Genomic DNA, 15,558 nt, shown 5'->3' with positions numbered 1-15,558 from the left:
GTACAATCTAACCTGATGACACATTTTTTATGGGGGAATTATGACTATAATTTTAGAAGATATCTGCAAATCCTATTGTGGTGTGCAGGTTTTAAATAACTACAATCTCACAGTAGAGTGGGGAAGGGCTTATTGCCTTACAGGACCAGTAGGTTGTGGTAAATCTACAATCCTGAAGATTTTTATGGGCCTTGAAAAGTCAGACAGTGGTCAGATTCATAGAATGGGAGATTACAAATATCCCACACTTCAAAGTGCTTATGTTTCACAGGCTGATGCAAATCTTGTAATGAAAAAGAATGCCATCTGGAACGTTAAAAAGGTTCATAGATGGGCCAGCAAGGGAAGAGCGATAGAGGAACTATCAAAGTTTATTCCAGCTGAAAGACAGACCATACCAGTTTCTGAGCTGACACCTGTGGAGCGCAGATTTGTAGAGATAGTAAGAGCGCTTTTTGTACCAGCAGATTTCATTGTTTTGGATGAGCCTTTTGAAGGAATGAATGAAGAAGAGCGGGAAAAAGCCAAGGCTTATATTTTAGAGATTCGTGGTACACGTCCACTTCTCATGGCTACAAGAAATCCAGAGGGAGTGGATTTTGCAAAGATTATAAACTTGGGATAATTTCATAAGGGGGTTGAGTATGGAAAAGAAACTAATTGTTCAGGCACTGACAAAGGTCTTTTGTGGTATTGTTCTGCTGGCAGCGTTTATATTTATTCCAGCAGGCACAGTCTATTACTGGCAGGGATGGCTGCTAATGGGGATTCTTTTTATACCAATGATTATTGCAGGCTTTGTCATGATGTTTAAGTGTCCCGAGCTTTTAAAGAAGAGACTAAATGCAAAAGAAGAACAGTCGGAGCAGAAGACTGTAGTTTTTCTTAGTGGACTAATGTTTATTGCTGCTTTTGTAGTGGCAGGTCTGAATTTTAGATTTAGATGGATAGTTTTGCCGGATGTGTTTTCTTACATTTTTGCGGTGTTATTTTTGTTAGCATATATTTTATATGCTGAAGTGCTCAGGGAGAATGAGTATTTATCTCGTACCGTAGAAGTCCAGGAGAATCAAAAGGTGGTGGACACAGGTCTTTATGGAATAGTTCGCCATCCAATGTACATGAGCACAGTGTTACTTTTCCTTGCAATGCCATTGGTACTTGGCTCCGTGATTTCATTCGTGATTATGCTTGTTTATATCCCAATTATTAGCAAGAGAATCAAAAACGAAGAGCAGGTACTGGCTGAAGGATTAGCTGGATACAGGGAGTATATGGAAAAAGTGAAATATCGAGTAATACCATTTATCTGGTGAGAATAATATAGGTGGAGTCTATGATTACAGAAGAAATCAAAGAGGAGCTTTTGAAGCTTCAGGATATAGAGTACAGGGATTTTCAGTCCAAGCTTATTCCTACAGTAGATGTGTCGTATTTCATTGGAGTAAGGACTCCGGATTTACGAAAGCTTGCAAAGACACTTGCAAAGAGACCTGATATAGATGATTTTTTGAAGCAGTTGCCCCACGATTATTTTGATGAGAATCAGCTTCATGCATTTATTCTTTCGGAGATGAAGGACTATGAGAAATGTGTGGAAATGCTTCAGCAATTCCTGCCTTATGTGAATAACTGGGCCACCTGCGATCAGATGTCTCCGAAGATTTTCAAAAAGCACAAAGCCGAGCTGTTGCCGATAATTGATGAATGGATTGCGTCAGGCGACGCCTATAGTATACGCTTTGGCATAAAGATGCTAATGGAACATTTTCTAGATGAAGATTTTGATTTATCTTATCCTGAGAAGGTGGCGGCAGTTCATTCCGAGGAATACTATGTAAACATGATGATAGCCTGGTATTTTGCTACAGCCCTTGCAAAGCAGTACGATGCAACCATTACCTTTATCGAGAATAAAAAATTGGACCAGTGGTGCCACAATAAGGCAATCCAAAAGTCCATTGAAAGTTATCGTATTACTCCTGAACAGAAGGAATATTTGAGAGGGCTGAAGATTAAATAGCAAAAAAAGAAGGCTTAAAAAAGCCTTCTGAATGCTGGAATGATTTGTGCTACCACAACAGCCTTTACAAGATCTAGAGGTATGAATGGAATAAAGCCTGTGAGGAACGCAGTTTTTAAATCATAGCTCATTGTTGCTTTGAGCCATAACATTCCAATAATATCGATAATCAAAACGCCGATGATGGCACACATAGTGTACCAGAGTCGGCTATATTTTTTGCCGCGAATAAGTGGAAGAACCACCATAACAATTGGAAAAGCCCAAGTGTAAGCACCATAAGGTGCAATCAAATATCCGATGCCGCTACCGCCACCAATGAAAACTGGTAAGCCTACCACACCAAGAAGAAACCATACAAGGCTGATTAAGAATGATTCACCTACAGGAAAAAGAAGTGCAATAAGGAACACCATAAAGTTCATCATAGTAATCTTTGGCGCCATAGGTAGTGGAGTTGGAATGCTAAGGTAAGCTGATATGCATAGAATTGCAGCGAATAAGCTGCATAAAACCAAACGCTTTGTAGGCAGTAGCTGCTTTGAGTTTGTAGTAATGTTTGTGTTATCCATAATTTAGTCCCCCTAAGTAGTTTATTGAAATAACAATAATGATAATAATGGAGTAGATGTTGATTGTCAACCTTTAAATCTTAATGGGTTGACAATTATTTTTTTATAATTATCATTTACATAGATTACTTGTGAAGGGAGACTAACTATGGACATTAAAAAATTGACAGAAAGAATTATTGATGGGGGAAGTATTACAAGGGAAGAGGCTCTTGAACTTGTTGAGGCTCCATTGGAAGAGTTATGCAGCGGCGCGGATGAGCTTAGAAGACATTTTAATGGTGATGTATTTGATATGTGCGCCATAATGAGCGTAAAGGGTGGTAGATGTTCAGAAAATTGTAAATTCTGCGCTCAGTCCAGTTGCTCAAAAGCTGATATTGATACCTTTGAAGTACGAGATGCAGAATATGTTGCTGCAGATGCTAGGGCTCATTCAGGAAAGGGGATTGCTCATTATTGTCAGGTATCTTCAGGCAGAAGATTGAACAAATCAGAGGTGGCACAGATATGTGAAAACGTAAAAAGAATTGTGGCAGAAACTGACATGGCACCTTGCATTTCGTTGGGCTTGATTGATAAAGATGATTTGCTGGCTTTAAAGGCTGCTGGTGTACAGCGTGTTCATAACAATATCGAGACTAGCCCAGAATATTTCAAGAAAGTTTGTAGCACACATACAACTGATGAAAAAATTGAATATATGAAGCTAGTACGTGAAGTAGGACTTGAACTATGTAGCGGTGGAATCTTTGGAATAGGCGAGACTTGGGAAGATAGAATTGATATGGCATTTGCTCTTGTGGAGATTCAGCCTGACTCTGTACCTATCAATATGTTAAAGCCTATAAAGGGCACACCTATGGAGGATAGGGAACGACTAAGCAAAGATGAGGTTCGTCGCATCGTTGCTATCTTTAAATATATTCTTCCTGAAGCTTCTATTAGGTTTGCAGCAGGAAGAGATTACCTGGATGACACAGGTATCTCTTGTTTCAAGGGTGGCAGTAATGCGACTATTACAGGAAATATGCTTACCGTAAAAGGGATATCTGTCGAGCAGGATTTGAAAACCATTGAGGAGTTGGGATACTGTCTAGGATAACCTTTACTTACCAAGTATAATCATCTACAATCTAATAAAAGTGTGGCAAATAGTTAGGACAACAAGGTGAGTCTAAAGGAGATGTTATGAAATCAAAAGTAGCCAAGAGAGTTGTAATTGTTTCTATTTCGGTATTATCAATAGCTCTTATTTTGTTTTTGGGTTATCAACTATTCATTAATCCATATCGTGGAACAACAAAGAAATTCATAGCCTCTTTGCCTGTAGAATCAGAGCTTACTGAAAAGCAGGTGTTGAAAGACATAGATTTTACTGTTAAAAAACTAAGAGAACGTCATCCTGCATGGCTTGAGGATGATAACAAGAATGTTGCCGCTGTGGAAGATGCATATAAAACCGAGAGACAGCAAGTCATTGATGATGGTGTGGATACCTACACCGTTATTGATGAGTGGAGAATTATAGGCAGAATCATGCATCAGCTCTATGATGGACATTCTAGAATTTCTTACATGGATGACGATGCATATTACATTGATGATTTCACACAGTTAAAGGAGCTTGGACTGCCATCGGAAATAAATGGTATTCCAACAGAGAAGATTGTAGATGATTATTTAGAAATCTTTCAGTATGAGCGCAAAGAGTTTGCCAGAGCATGCGTAGATCATTTTATTGAGAATGAATCATGTCTTGAATGGGTTGGTGTGGACACTTCTGATGGAGTACGATTTACCTACGATACAGAAGAAGGAAAAAAGGATTATCACTATTCATTTGTGCCATATGAACAGGTAAAAGGTGCCGAAGAAGAGGATGATGAGTGGGTCAGCTATGAAATAGATGAGAGAACCAGTACCGCTGTATTTACCTTGGAAGAATGTAACTATGATGATTATTATGAGAGCACATTAAAGGGCTTTTTTGATCAGGTTAACGAGAAAGGAATCAATAATATAATTGTTGATTTGCGCGGAAACGGTGGCGGTAATTCCTATGTGGCAGATGCATTTTTACAGTATCTGGATATAGATGGTTATGATAGCTGGAGTAGTGATGTGAGATACGGGAATTTTCTCATACATAATGAACCTTACCATGTAGATATTCAGAAGAAGGAAAATGCTTTTTCGGGAAATATATATATGCTCACAGACGTTTATACTTACAGTGCGGCAATGGATTTTACAATGCTGATTTCAGATAATAATTTAGGAACTGTTATCGGTGAGGCCTCTGGAAATCTTCCTGATGCCTACGGAGATATACTTAGATTTTCTTTGCCAAATTCTAAACTGGGATTGACTATTTCCTATAAAAACTGGCATAGAATAGAACAAAGCAAAAAAGGAGAGCCTATTGAGCCAGACTACGTCTGTGACCCAAAGGAGGCTCTCAGTAAAGCAAAACAATTGATTAGTGACTAAAATGCTTTTCGGCAAAACCCATAGGCTGAACGCATTCAAGAGTACCCACATAGTTGTGGTCTTTATCGCGGACAGCCATGTATCTGATTAATACAGGCTGGTTATCACGGCTGCTCCAGATATCAATACAGTCTCTATTGCCAGCCTTGAAATCAGCAATTATAGAGCGAACCATAGGCTCAAATTTAGGAGGATGACAGGTATAAACTTCTCTATCAAGGGCTGTAAGAGGGCGCTTGAAAAGCTTCATATCATCGCCATCGTTAAAGTATTTATTAACATCATTCTCATCAACAAATGTAAGCTCAATTGGAATGGTGTTAAGCATTGCATCTAGTTGATATGGAGTAAGCTGACCTGATGGGAGATTAATCATATCCCCAGTCTGAGATAAATCCTTAACGTTTTTCTTTGGGGTAGCTTTCTCCCATAGTGGATGCTTTCCAATGAGGCAAGGCTTGTAGTCATCAAAGTCTCTTGCTATGTCAGCCCATTCTTGCACCGTGAAGTTCTTAGCGCAAAGAGGGAAGATGATGTTTTCTTCCTTGTAGAGCATGTCTTCGGCTTTTGTGACAACTACATCAAGTCTTTCGTTCCAAGTACTGTCTTCTAAAAGTGAAGGGAAATCCTTTGCACTGTTAGAGAGTGCTTTCATTTCATCGCGAATTTCATCATCTACTGTCCACATAATGTCTGTAGGACCTACAAAATGATATTTAAGCTTGAGAAGAGGGTAGAGCAAGTCGCCTTTTTCAGCATAGTGGATAGCGAGTTCTCTTGCTTTATCCAAAGCTTCGATTAAGTTTTCACGGCTTTCCATAGCAGCTCTAAGTTCCATAAGAGCTTTCGAAATAGCTTCATTTTCAAGGGCAAATATGTTAAGAGGATGATTCTCTATTTGCTTGAGAGCAAGATACAGTTCATCAGCTCCATCCTGTCTCTTCAAGGGCGCAGTCTTCACCTTTGAACCAATTCCCATTCCTACATTCTTCGCTTTATCAATTCTCTTTTCCATGATTTCCTTCCTTTACGATAAATGTATCCTTATCAAAATCTATAATTCCATCATCCCTCATTTTTGAGAGCTCTCGTATCATTGCACTGCGATTTACAGATAAATATTCTGCAAGAGCCACTCTTGAAAGAGGGGAGTTAACATATTTAGAATTCTGCTCCTGTGCCAGCTGCGAAATATAAGCTAAAAGCTTTTCTCGGATGCTTCCCTTTGATAGGACTTCTATCTTATTAAGGAACTTTTGATTTTTAGTTCCCAGTAGGTGAAACAGATTTGTAGCAATCTGAGCATGAAATCCGCAGGCATTAGGGCATGAATGAATTATGTTAGAGGCCGCAAGGAATAAGACTTTTGTATTCTCTGCAGCTTTAAATATCACCGATGAAGAAACGTCTTTTTGAACAGCAAAGCTTTCTCCAAACAATTCGCCAGGACCAAAGAAGGTAAATAGAGTGTTATTACCCCAAATATCATTCTTTATCATATGAACACTTCCATATAGAACGATTCCTACATAAGAAATATGGTCAGTTTCCATGTAAATGGTCTGCCCTTTTTTGAACTCCTTTTTGAAAGAGCGGATGCAGACTAACAGTTTGTCTAAATCAGCGCCCTTAATATTTTCAAAAAGCTCAACATCTTTATAACTAATCTCATTATTCATAGCGTCCACCTGCCTATCTATATACTACCTAAATAATACGATGGGAAGAGTTGCATTTGCAACTATTTGCGATTGAATTATGGTTTAAAGTGCTGTCAATGAACAAAAACAAGTTTCAAAGGAGTTAGAAAATATGAGCGCATTTTTAGGACCGATTCATTCACTTATGTATAACAGGATTATAACCCTGCAGCAGGTTATAAATGCTCTTGCTGATTTATCCAAGGTCGAAGGTTGGAATGCTGATGTGGATGACTATGTTATCCAGGAGTTTCCGCCGATAGAAGAGGTTGTAGATTTAAGTAATATCCATGCATCTTTATTTGGAATGGTGGATGGAGCTGAGAAGAGATTTGCAGGTGTAGTTTCTGCCATTGCAAGGGAAAACTATGAGCGATTAGAAAAGATAGAAGCTACTGTTAAATCTGTAGGTGAATCAATGAAAATCGAAGGTGTAAATAGCCCAGAGGAAGCATGCGCTAGACTACAGGAAATCTTGCTAGACGGAATGCCTTGCGATAGAGCCTCTATGGTGAATCAGTACGCTGATGGAAGTTGTGAAATCATAAGAACAATGGATCTTCATTCCAGCTACTTTGAGGAAGCAGGCCTTGATGGGGATTTATACTATCAGTTATTAAAGTCATTTGTGACAGGATTATTTGCTGATTCTGAGGTTAAAATTTCTGGTGATGTCATGCATACTATAGCAATTGGTATGTAGAACAAATATCCCGTAGGATACTTTGCAGATTTTTCATATAAGTTGTGTATAATTCTTTCCAAGAGTTCGTATATATTAGATTATTAATAGAGGGACGGACAGTATGGAAGAAAAGAAAAAGAAATTTAATCGAACCATTATTAGGCTACCGAATATTCTTGAAAAGCTGGTGGCAGCGATACTTCTGGTTGGAATAGTATACGGCGGCTATCGTCTGATTATTGATGCCTTTGCATTTATTTCACCGGATACAGAAGCATTGGCTTATATGGAAACACTTTTGGTATCTGCTTTCAGCGTTATTATTGTAATAGAGTTTGTAAGAATGCTTGTTAAGCACTCTATGAATACAATCATCGAAGTATTGATATTTGCAATAGCAAGAGGCATAGTTGCGGGTCATGAAGAATCGTTAAGTATGCTTGTTAGAGTCCTGGCTATAGCATTACTGTTATTCTGTAGAAAGTATCTGTTCAAAGAATTTGATTTTGAAGAAGAGGAATAATATTAAGCCCTGAGGAAAATCTCAGGGCTATTTTCAGTTCTGACAGGAGGAGCATATGGAGTTTTTCATAAACCTGATATTGGTATTCTTTACATTTTCATTCGTGGGCTGGTGCATTGAGGTAACCCTGAAATATCGACAGTTTGGTCGATTTATAAACCGAGGATTTCTCATTGGTCCATGGCTTCCAATTTATGGCGCAGGGGCTGCACTTATCACGCTCACGGTAGCTGGGCTCACCCCTGTGGAGAGAGGTATAGGAACCACCTTTGCTATATCTTTGATTGTATGTGGCTTGATTGAATATCTTGCCAGTTACTTTATGGAAATGCGATTTCATGCTAGATGGTGGGATTATAGCCAGAAACCAATGAATCTAAATGGAAGAGTGTGGATTGGAAATCTGATTCTGTTTGGTTTGGGCGGTGTTGCTATTATCCATATCGTAAATCCGGTTTTATATGGCTTCTTTGAACAATTAAGTCTATTTAGTAAAGAAATAATTGCTGGCTGTCTTTCTGTTATTATTCTTGCTGATTATAGTGTTTCTCATTTTGTATTAAAGCTTGTAAAAATTGGAGTTGAATCCAGTGAAGCAGATAATACAGAGGCCATAAGCAAGGATGTACGTTTTCTACTTAGTAATAGATCAATCTTTTTCCGTCGATTTGCCGATGCATATCCTGACGTAATCTATCGCACAGAAAAGGTTAAGGCTCGAATGGAAGAAATACGTTTGGAGACAGAGAAGTTCCGAATTGAGGCTGAAAAACGTATAGACGAATTAAACCAACAGTATGAAAAGAATAAAGCTGAGTGGGATGCAAGCATTAAAGCAGGAAGAGAGCAACTAAGGGAAAACCTGGAGCCAACAAGCTTTATAAAGAATAGTTTGATAGAAAAACAAAATCAACTTATAGAATTGCTTTATGATGAGAGTACAGCTCCTGTTCCCGCAAAAGTACTGATGGATGAAATTGAACATGAGCGTTTAAGACTTGAAAAACGCAGTTGGTAAATTGGAGGATTAACTATGGGGACAATAAAGGATTATATAAATTGGCGTGGTGATTTGGAGTTCTGGCAGGATGGTTTCAATGTAGTAGATAATCTTGTACTATCCTGTGTTTCTTATGTTGAGATGGATAGTATTTTTGATGGTGATGCTCCAAAAGTTTTGAGTATAAAAGAAGTAAGCGATATCTATTTTGAGAAGATTTATGATGAGGATAGCTTTCGAGATGGCTCAATTCTCAAGGATTCTCCAATTACATTAAAAGCAATTTCTCAAACGAATCGCTATAAAGATGTGAGAATTAGAAATTATGTTAACCTGATTGATACCTCCCGTACTCTTCAGTTCGCAGCTATGGAATTTTTGCTTCCTGATGGCACAAGTTATATCTGTTTTAGAGGCACAGACGATACGGTAGTAGGCTGGAAGGAAGATTTCATGCTGGCAATCAAGGAAACAGAGGCTGAGAAGGAGGCTGTAGAATACATTAATCGTATAGCGAAAGACAATGATAGATTACTTCGTGTTGGTGGACATTCCAAAGGTGGACATCTTTCAGTTTTTGCTGCTGCTAAGTGTAATAAAGACATTCAGCAAAGAATACTTACTGTTTATAGTAATGATGGCCCAGGATTTATGGATAAAGTGGCATCCAGCAAAACTATTAAGGATATACTTCCAAAGATTATAAGTATTGTGCCTGAGGAAACTATTGTGGGGCTTCTTATGACACCAGTATGTGAGCCTATAGTGGTTAAAAGCAATGCAGTTGCTGTTTTACAGCACAATATTGCTACATGGTGTGTGGAAGGAAAGACACTTGTTACAGTAGAAAATATTTCAAAGGCAGCTGTTATGGCTGATAAATGGATAAAGGATAGTATTGCAAAGATGACAGAAGATGAGATGGATAATTTTGTGGAAGAACTATTCTCGATATTCGAAGCAGCAGGAGCATTGACACTCACAGATTTCAAGAAGGGCGGTTTGAAATCCTTAAAGGCGATTTCGCAGACGGTAAAAGCTAGTAAAACGAAATAATAAAGTTTTCATATCTAGGAATTATAATTAAAGTTTAGATGGAACCTGCCTGTTTCTATGGAGATTCAATATGGATGTAAAAGCTTCAAATCTAAATTTAACAAATCAAACTGTTATACCATCAAGAAAAGATGGTGTTTCAAATAATGGTGTGTCTGCACTTGGAGAAGAAAAAAGGCAAGAGGCATGTTCTGTTTCTTTTTCGAAAGAAGGCACTGAGAAGTCTAAAGCGATTAGTTTTAATAAGGATTCAGATGCATATAGGGAATATGTATCCAGAATGGATGAAATTCTTGGCAAGATAGCTAATGGCCAGACTGTTTCAAATAAAGACCAACAATGGTTTGACAGTGAAGTTGAGAACTATGTATCAGGTCATTATGAAGGATTGAGTGAATTCGAATTTGAAAGAGCAGATGTTTTAAGTAAGTATATTGAAGACAGGAAAGCAAACGAGCGAGAGTATAAACGTCTTACAGAGCAACTGGAGGCGGACAAGGCTTTACATGATGGTAGATTATTTAGCCATTTGAAGAAAGAACATGATCTTCAGGATGAGGAAGATTTGGTAAAAACTTTGACTGAAAGTCTTGAGGAAGAAAAGGAGAATTTTAATACGGACAAGGACAATCGAGAAATGAAAGCCGACGAGGCATATTTTAAGGAAGGCTTTGTAGACAGATATGTAGAAAAGGAAGTGCAGAGGATGGAGGATTCTATTGGCAGGGATTTAAAGAAACAAGTCAAACTTAGTAGTGAGGAAATATAATGAGGTACTAGAAAGTGTTTTTCTTTACTTGCATTGCAAAATCATCTACAATTTAGTGAAAACGGGGATGTAAAAAAACTTTTACATCCCCATTTTTGGGCAATGTAAAAGACTTTTGATGGCGTAAACATCTTGTTTTGAATACTATTGAGTCAACAACAGGGAGGACACAAATGGAACTAGGAAAAAGAATTAAGGATTACAGAAGTTCACTTAATTGGAATCAGGATGAACTTGCAGAGAAGATGTTTGTATCACGACAGACAATTTCTAATTGGGAAAATGAAAAGAGTTATCCAGATATCCAAAGCTTACTTTTACTTAGTACTCTATTTGATGCCTCTATTGATCAATTAGTCAAAGGAGATGTAGAAAAGATGCAAAAGATTATTAATGAACAAGATGTAAATCAAATGAAGTTCTACGGAAAAGCAATGTTGATGTGCTTACTTATTTTGATTTTGACATTCGGTCCAGCGTATTTATTAATTGGGCTATGGTCATTGGTTCCAGAGGGGTTACTTATTATAGGAACATTGTATTTCTCTATAAAGCTTGGAACGCTTCAAAAAGAGAATGATGTAAGTACTTACAAAGAGATTGTGTCATTTATGAATGGTAAAACACTTGATGAGGCAACCAAACAGCAGGAAATTGGGAAGCGTCCATATCAGACTACAGTTGTAACGATAGCTTCTGCATTGATAGCAGGTGTAGCAAGTCTCGCAGTTGTATTTGTATGTAAAAACTTTTTAGGATTATAAGAGAGAAGGAGAATAATAAAATGAAAGAATTAATGACAAAAGAAAATGGATACAAAGTAATGGCATTTATTGGTTGGGTATTAGCAATGTTAATGAATCATATTACTCATAGAGAATACTTCATCGGTATAGCTCACGGAGCAGGTTTCTTCATGTTTTTCTATGGTATTTTTGCAGCTATATATTTGAATATGAAAGCTAAAAAGAAAGAAGCTTCCGAAGCTTAAATAACAACTATTTTATTAATTATCGCTGCTGCCAGCTGATTCTTTGTGATGGTATTCTTACCAGGAGCAAAAAGGCTGGTGGCAGTTTTTTTGATGTCTGCAGGAAAGGCAGAAATATCTGAATCAAAATTGATGCCGATTCCTACGACAATCCACTGAACATCGCCAGTTTCAAATTCTGTGCCAGCTTCTGTGAGGATGCCGCAGATTTTCTTATCGTCTATAAATAAATCATTGATTGGCTTGATTCTCGGACGTACACCTACTAAGGTTTCAATAGCATCACAAACAGCATTACCTGTCAAAGTTGTAATCGCATCTGGTTCTAAAGTAGAAAGATGTTCAGGCTTTAAGAGGATGCTCATATAAAGTCCGCCTTCAGGAGAATAGAAGGAGTGATCCTTTCTGCCACGGCCAGCGGTCTGTTCCTTGGCAAGGATAACTGTGCCATGTTCAGCTCCAGCAATGGCAGCTTCTTTTGCTAATCTGTTTGTAGATGTGGTGTTATCGTATATACGAATCATCTCAGGCTCAGCCTGATAAATTTCCTTAAACGAATCATCTAAATAGGAAATAATCCCAGCAGAAGACAAAATATCATTGTTATCAGCAAGCTTATAGCCCTTATTGCTAACAGCATCTATAGAATATCCAGCTTTTCTAAGCTCATTTATAGCTTTCCAGATGGCATTACGAGAAAGCCCAAGGCTAGTGGCAATTGCCTCACCTGAGGTGTAACTATCTTTATTATTTTCAAGTAATTCTAGTACTTTGTCTTTTGAACTCATATTATTTCCCTTATATTTAACACTTTAGTGTGGTAAAGTTTACTAACACTTCTGATATATTTTAGAAGTATTTAGGCTAATTTGTCAAAGATGTAAAAATGGGGTTCTCGTTCTTGAATTTCACACTTTACTGTATTAAACTATTAAAAATGGTTTTTATAAGGGAAGGATATTATCATGACTTTCAATGTAGGCGTAATTAGAGGAGACGGAATTGGTCCAGAGATTGTCACTGAGGCGGTGAAGGTTCTCGATGCAATCGGCACGAAATATGGACATGAGTTTAAGTACACTGAAATTCTTATGGGCGGTTGCTCAATTGATGCATGTGGTGAGCCTCTCACTGATGATGCAATCAAGGCTGCCCTTGCAAGTGACGCTGTTCTTATGGGTTCTATCGGCGGAAACACTTCTACCAGCCCTTGGTACAAGCTACCAGCAGACAAGCGTCCAGAAGCAGGTCTGTTAAAGCTTCGCAAGAGTCTAAATCTTTTCGCAAATCTTCGTCCAGCATATTTATATGATGAATTAAAGGAAGCATGCCCACTTAGAGATGACATCATAGGTGATGGCTTCGACATGATGATTATGCGTGAGCTTACAGGTGGTCTTTATTTTGGAGAGCGTTCCACAAAAGAGGAGAACGGTCAGCTAGTTGCACGTGACAGCCTTACTTACAGCGAGTCGGAGATTCGCCGCATTGCAAAGCGTGGCTTTGACATTGCAATGAAGCGTCGCAAGAAGGTTACTTCAGTGGATAAGGCAAACGTTCTTGATTCTTCAAGACTCTGGCGCAAAATCGTGGAAGAGGTTGCAAAGGATTATCCTGAGGTTACCTACGAGCACATGCTTGTTGATAATTGTGCAATGCAGCTGGTTAAGGATCCTCGCCAGTTTGATGTAATCCTTACTGAGAACATGTTCGGAGATATTTTGAGCGATGAGGCATCTATGGTTACCGGTTCCATCGGGATGCTTTCATCAGCTTCATTAAATGATACAAAGTTTGGTCTTTACGAGCCATCAGGCGGAAGTGCACCAGATATTGCTGGAAAGGGTATCGCAAATCCAATCGCTACAATCCTTTCAGCAGCTATGATGCTTCGCTATTCCTTTGATTTGGATGCAGAAGCAGATGCCATCGAAAAAGCCGTAAAGCAGGTACTGAAGGATGGCTACCGCACAATCGACATTATGCCTCGCGATGGAAGCAGCGTAACACAGGTCGGTACCGTAGAAATTGGAGATTTAATCGTAGAAAGATTATAAATTTGGAGGAGTTTAATAATGAGAAGTGATAATGCCAGAGCTGGTATGCAGCAGGCACCAGCAAGATCCTTATTCAATGCATTAGGATTTACTCAGGAAGAAATGAAAAAACCTATGGTTGGTATCGTATCTTCGTACAACGAGATAGTACCAGGCCATATGAATATTGATAAAATCGTGGATGCTGTAAAGCTTGGTGTAGCCGAGGCAGGCGGTGTTCCAGTAGTTTTCCCAGCAATCGCAGTTTGTGATGGTATTGCCATGGGACATATCGGAATGAAATATTCCCTAGTAACAAGAGATTTGATTGCTGATTCTACAGAGTGTATGGCACTTGCTCATCAGTTTGATGCACTTGTAATGGTGCCAAACTGTGACAAGAACGTACCAGGACTTCTTATGGCAGCAGCTCGACTTGATCTTCCAACAGTATTCGTATCAGGCGGCCCTATGCTTGCAGGTCACGTAGGCGGTCAGAAGCGTTCACTTTCTTCTATGTTTGAGGCTGTTGGCGCACATGCAGCAGGCAACATGACAGAGGAAGAGGTAGAGAACTTCGTAGAGAATGTATGTCCTACATGCGGAAGCTGTTCAGGTATGTACACAGCAAATTCCATGAACTGCCTTACAGAGGCACTTGGTATGGGCTTAAGAGGAAACGGCACAATTCCAGCAGTTTACTCTGAGAGAATTCGTCTTGCAAAGCATGCTGGTATGGCTGTTATGGATATGTATAACAAGGGCATCACAGCTCGTCAGATTATGACAAAGGAAGCTGTTCTTAACGCTCTTACAGTAGATATGGCACTTGGTTGTTCTACAAACTCAATGCTTCATCTCCCAGCAATTGCTCACGAGATTGGCTTTGATTTTGATATTGAGTTTGCAAATCCTATTTCAGAAAAGACTCCAAACCTTTGTCACCTTGCGCCAGCAGGTCCTACTTACATGGAAGACCTTAATGAGGCAGGCGGTGTTTGGGCTGTTATGAAGGAGCTTGCTGACATCGGACTTCTAAACACAGACTGTATGACAGTTACAGGCAAGACTGTTGGTGAGAATATTAAAAATGCGGTAAATAGAAATCCAGAGGTTATTAGACCTGTGGACAATCCATATACAAAGACTGGTGGACTTGCAGTTCTCAAGGGAAACCTTGCACCAGACGGATCAGTTGTTAAGAGAAGTGCAGTTGTTCCAGAGATGCTTGTTCACGAAGGTCCAGCAAGAGTATTCGATAGCGAGGAAGATGCAATCGCAGCAATCAAGGGTGGAAAGATTGTAGAAGGTGATGTTGTAGTCATCCGCTACGAGGGACCTAAGGGTGGCCCTGGTATGAGAGAGATGCTTAATCCTACATCAGCAATTGCAGGTATGGGACTTGGCTCATCAGTTGCGCTTATTACAGATGGGCGTTTCTCAGGTGCAAGCCGTGGTGCTTCCATCGGACACGTTTCACCAGAGGCAGCTGTAGGCGGACCAATCGCACTTGTAGAGGAAGGCGATATCATCGCAATCGATATTCCAAACTATTCAATGACTTTAAAGGTTAGCGATGAAGAGCTTGCTGCACGTAAGGCTAAGTGGCAGCCTCGCGAGCCTCGTGTTACTACAGGATATTTAAGAAGATACGCTGCACAGGTTACTTCAGGAAATAGAGGTGCAATTTTACAGACACCGGAGGTTTAA

Annotated in this window: 18 protein-coding genes; 14 read left to right on the top strand and 4 right to left on the bottom strand. The window is 39.1% G+C overall.

All coding sequences use genetic code 11. From position 1 onward, the window contains the following. Positions 1 to 40 precede the first annotated feature (40 nt). From BLP54_RS07305 to BLP54_RS07295, 3 genes are read left to right on the top strand one after another with little or no spacing between them, the layout of a single operon-like run. Positions 41 to 625, top strand: coding sequence for an ATP-binding cassette domain-containing protein (locus BLP54_RS07305; protein WP_090168207.1), 585 nt, complete (start codon positions 41 to 43; stop codon positions 623 to 625). A 19-nt stretch (positions 626 to 644) separates the two neighbouring features. Continuing rightward, positions 645 to 1,316, top strand: a complete 672-nt coding sequence (locus BLP54_RS07300; protein ID WP_090168205.1) for a methyltransferase family protein — start codon at positions 645 to 647, stop codon at positions 1,314 to 1,316. A gap of 20 nt (positions 1,317 to 1,336) precedes the next feature. Next, the gene (locus tag BLP54_RS07295) at positions 1,337 to 2,023 is read left to right on the top strand and encodes a DNA alkylation repair protein (protein WP_090168203.1); all 687 of its coding nucleotides are present in this window, start codon (positions 1,337 to 1,339) and stop codon (positions 2,021 to 2,023) included. A 14-nt stretch (positions 2,024 to 2,037) separates the two neighbouring features. On the opposite strand, the gene BLP54_RS07290 is transcribed toward BLP54_RS07295, so the two are convergent. Then, positions 2,038 to 2,595 (bottom strand): biotin transporter BioY, encoded by a 558-nt coding sequence (locus tag BLP54_RS07290; protein ID WP_090168200.1) that lies wholly within the window; start codon positions 2,593 to 2,595, stop codon positions 2,038 to 2,040. Between the two features lie 148 nt (positions 2,596 to 2,743). Here BLP54_RS07290 and bioB point away from each other — a divergent pair, with 148 nt between their 5' ends. Together bioB and BLP54_RS07280 are read left to right on the top strand one after the other, a co-directional pair. Continuing rightward, the gene (gene bioB / locus BLP54_RS07285; protein WP_090168198.1) at positions 2,744 to 3,700 is read left to right on the top strand and encodes a biotin synthase BioB; all 957 of its coding nucleotides are present in this window, start codon (positions 2,744 to 2,746) and stop codon (positions 3,698 to 3,700) included. 86 nt (positions 3,701 to 3,786) lie between these two features. Next, entirely contained in the window at positions 3,787 to 5,088 is a 1,302-nt protein-coding gene (locus BLP54_RS07280) for a S41 family peptidase (RefSeq protein WP_090168197.1), read from the top strand. Here the strand turns inward: BLP54_RS07280 and BLP54_RS07275 are convergent. Continuing rightward, positions 5,078 to 6,103 carry a PAS domain-containing protein gene (locus BLP54_RS07275; RefSeq protein ID WP_090168195.1) on the bottom strand — a complete coding sequence of 342 codons (1,026 nt, stop codon included), beginning with the start codon at positions 6,101 to 6,103 and terminating at the stop codon, positions 5,078 to 5,080. The genes BLP54_RS07280 and BLP54_RS07275 overlap by 11 nt on opposite strands. Further along, positions 6,087 to 6,767, bottom strand: a complete 681-nt coding sequence (locus BLP54_RS07270; RefSeq protein WP_090168193.1) for a Crp/Fnr family transcriptional regulator — start codon at positions 6,765 to 6,767, stop codon at positions 6,087 to 6,089. Before BLP54_RS07270 ends, BLP54_RS07275 begins: the two co-directional genes overlap by 17 nt. Positions 6,768 to 6,900: 133 nt before the next feature. Here BLP54_RS07270 and BLP54_RS07265 point away from each other — a divergent pair, with 133 nt between their 5' ends. The 7 genes from BLP54_RS07265 (at position 6,901) to BLP54_RS07235 (ending at position 11,812) form a co-directional block, all read left to right on the top strand. Beyond that, on the top strand, positions 6,901 to 7,491 hold the full coding sequence (locus BLP54_RS07265; RefSeq protein WP_090168191.1) for a hypothetical protein: 591 nt from the start codon (positions 6,901 to 6,903) through the stop codon (positions 7,489 to 7,491). A 103-nt stretch (positions 7,492 to 7,594) separates the two neighbouring features. After that, positions 7,595 to 7,996, top strand: coding sequence for a hypothetical protein (locus BLP54_RS07260; protein WP_090168189.1), 402 nt, complete (start codon positions 7,595 to 7,597; stop codon positions 7,994 to 7,996). Between the two features lie 55 nt (positions 7,997 to 8,051). Beyond that, positions 8,052 to 9,014 (top strand): putative ABC transporter permease, encoded by a 963-nt coding sequence (locus tag BLP54_RS07255; RefSeq protein WP_090168187.1) that lies wholly within the window; start codon positions 8,052 to 8,054, stop codon positions 9,012 to 9,014. A 15-nt stretch (positions 9,015 to 9,029) separates the two neighbouring features. Continuing rightward, the gene (locus tag BLP54_RS07250) at positions 9,030 to 10,052 is read left to right on the top strand and encodes an Mbeg1-like protein (protein WP_090168184.1); all 1,023 of its coding nucleotides are present in this window, start codon (positions 9,030 to 9,032) and stop codon (positions 10,050 to 10,052) included. 70 nt (positions 10,053 to 10,122) lie between these two features. Continuing rightward, positions 10,123 to 10,821, top strand: a complete 699-nt coding sequence (locus BLP54_RS07245; RefSeq protein WP_090168182.1) for a hypothetical protein — start codon at positions 10,123 to 10,125, stop codon at positions 10,819 to 10,821. 173 nt (positions 10,822 to 10,994) lie between these two features. Beyond that, entirely contained in the window at positions 10,995 to 11,585 is a 591-nt protein-coding gene (locus BLP54_RS07240) for a helix-turn-helix domain-containing protein (RefSeq protein ID WP_090168179.1), read from the top strand. 20 nt (positions 11,586 to 11,605) lie between these two features. Next, entirely contained in the window at positions 11,606 to 11,812 is a 207-nt protein-coding gene (locus BLP54_RS07235) for a hypothetical protein (RefSeq protein ID WP_090168177.1), read from the top strand. On the opposite strand, the gene BLP54_RS07230 is transcribed toward BLP54_RS07235, so the two are convergent. Further along, positions 11,809 to 12,600: a biotin--[acetyl-CoA-carboxylase] ligase gene (locus BLP54_RS07230; protein WP_090168175.1), complete on the bottom strand. Its 792-nt coding sequence runs from the start codon at positions 12,598 to 12,600 to the stop codon at positions 11,809 to 11,811. The genes BLP54_RS07235 and BLP54_RS07230 overlap by 4 nt on opposite strands. A gap of 177 nt (positions 12,601 to 12,777) precedes the next feature. Here BLP54_RS07230 and leuB point away from each other — a divergent pair, with 177 nt between their 5' ends. Together leuB and ilvD are read left to right on the top strand one after the other, a co-directional pair. Continuing rightward, positions 12,778 to 13,869, top strand: a complete 1,092-nt coding sequence (gene leuB / locus BLP54_RS07225) for a 3-isopropylmalate dehydrogenase (RefSeq protein ID WP_090168173.1) — start codon at positions 12,778 to 12,780, stop codon at positions 13,867 to 13,869. An 18-nt stretch (positions 13,870 to 13,887) separates the two neighbouring features. Beyond that, the gene (gene ilvD, locus BLP54_RS07220; RefSeq protein ID WP_090168171.1) at positions 13,888 to 15,558 is read left to right on the top strand and encodes a dihydroxy-acid dehydratase; all 1,671 of its coding nucleotides are present in this window, start codon (positions 13,888 to 13,890) and stop codon (positions 15,556 to 15,558) included.

Source organism: Pseudobutyrivibrio sp. 49 (assembly GCF_900100545.1).
In the GTDB taxonomy this organism is placed as follows: Bacteria; Bacillota; Clostridia; order Lachnospirales; family Lachnospiraceae; genus Pseudobutyrivibrio.
The sequence above is the reverse complement of the archived record's forward strand: the minus strand, read 5'-3'. Positions and strand labels throughout refer to the sequence as shown.

Bases quoted from the DNA above. Each gene is read 5' to 3' on its own strand.
- BLP54_RS07240 (WP_090168179.1), top strand. From the start codon at position 10,995: ATGGAACTAGGAAAAAGAATTAAGGATTACAGAAGTTCACTTAATTGG.
- BLP54_RS07265 (WP_090168191.1), top strand. From the start codon at position 6,901: ATGAGCGCATTTTTAGGACCGATTCATTCACTTATGTATAACAGGATT.
- BLP54_RS07295 (WP_090168203.1), top strand. From the start codon at position 1,337: ATGATTACAGAAGAAATCAAAGAGGAGCTTTTGAAGCTTCAGGATATA.
- BLP54_RS07305 (WP_090168207.1), top strand. From the start codon at position 41: ATGACTATAATTTTAGAAGATATCTGCAAATCCTATTGTGGTGTGCAG.
- BLP54_RS07290 (WP_090168200.1), bottom strand. From the start codon at position 2,595: ATGGATAACACAAACATTACTACAAACTCAAAGCAGCTACTGCCTACA.
- BLP54_RS07260 (WP_090168189.1), top strand. From the start codon at position 7,595: ATGGAAGAAAAGAAAAAGAAATTTAATCGAACCATTATTAGGCTACCG.
- BLP54_RS07235 (WP_090168177.1), top strand. From the start codon at position 11,606: ATGAAAGAATTAATGACAAAAGAAAATGGATACAAAGTAATGGCATTT.
- BLP54_RS07230 (WP_090168175.1), bottom strand. From the start codon at position 12,600: ATGAGTTCAAAAGACAAAGTACTAGAATTACTTGAAAATAATAAAGAT.
- BLP54_RS07245 (WP_090168182.1), top strand. From the start codon at position 10,123: ATGGATGTAAAAGCTTCAAATCTAAATTTAACAAATCAAACTGTTATA.
- BLP54_RS07280 (WP_090168197.1), top strand. From the start codon at position 3,787: ATGAAATCAAAAGTAGCCAAGAGAGTTGTAATTGTTTCTATTTCGGTA.
- ilvD (WP_090168171.1), top strand. From the start codon at position 13,888: ATGAGAAGTGATAATGCCAGAGCTGGTATGCAGCAGGCACCAGCAAGA.
- leuB (WP_090168173.1), top strand. From the start codon at position 12,778: ATGACTTTCAATGTAGGCGTAATTAGAGGAGACGGAATTGGTCCAGAG.
- BLP54_RS07300 (WP_090168205.1), top strand. From the start codon at position 645: ATGGAAAAGAAACTAATTGTTCAGGCACTGACAAAGGTCTTTTGTGGT.
- BLP54_RS07270 (WP_090168193.1), bottom strand. From the start codon at position 6,767: ATGAATAATGAGATTAGTTATAAAGATGTTGAGCTTTTTGAAAATATT.
- BLP54_RS07255 (WP_090168187.1), top strand. From the start codon at position 8,052: ATGGAGTTTTTCATAAACCTGATATTGGTATTCTTTACATTTTCATTC.
- BLP54_RS07275 (WP_090168195.1), bottom strand. From the start codon at position 6,103: ATGGAAAAGAGAATTGATAAAGCGAAGAATGTAGGAATGGGAATTGGT.
- bioB (WP_090168198.1), top strand. From the start codon at position 2,744: ATGGACATTAAAAAATTGACAGAAAGAATTATTGATGGGGGAAGTATT.
- BLP54_RS07250 (WP_090168184.1), top strand. From the start codon at position 9,030: ATGGGGACAATAAAGGATTATATAAATTGGCGTGGTGATTTGGAGTTC.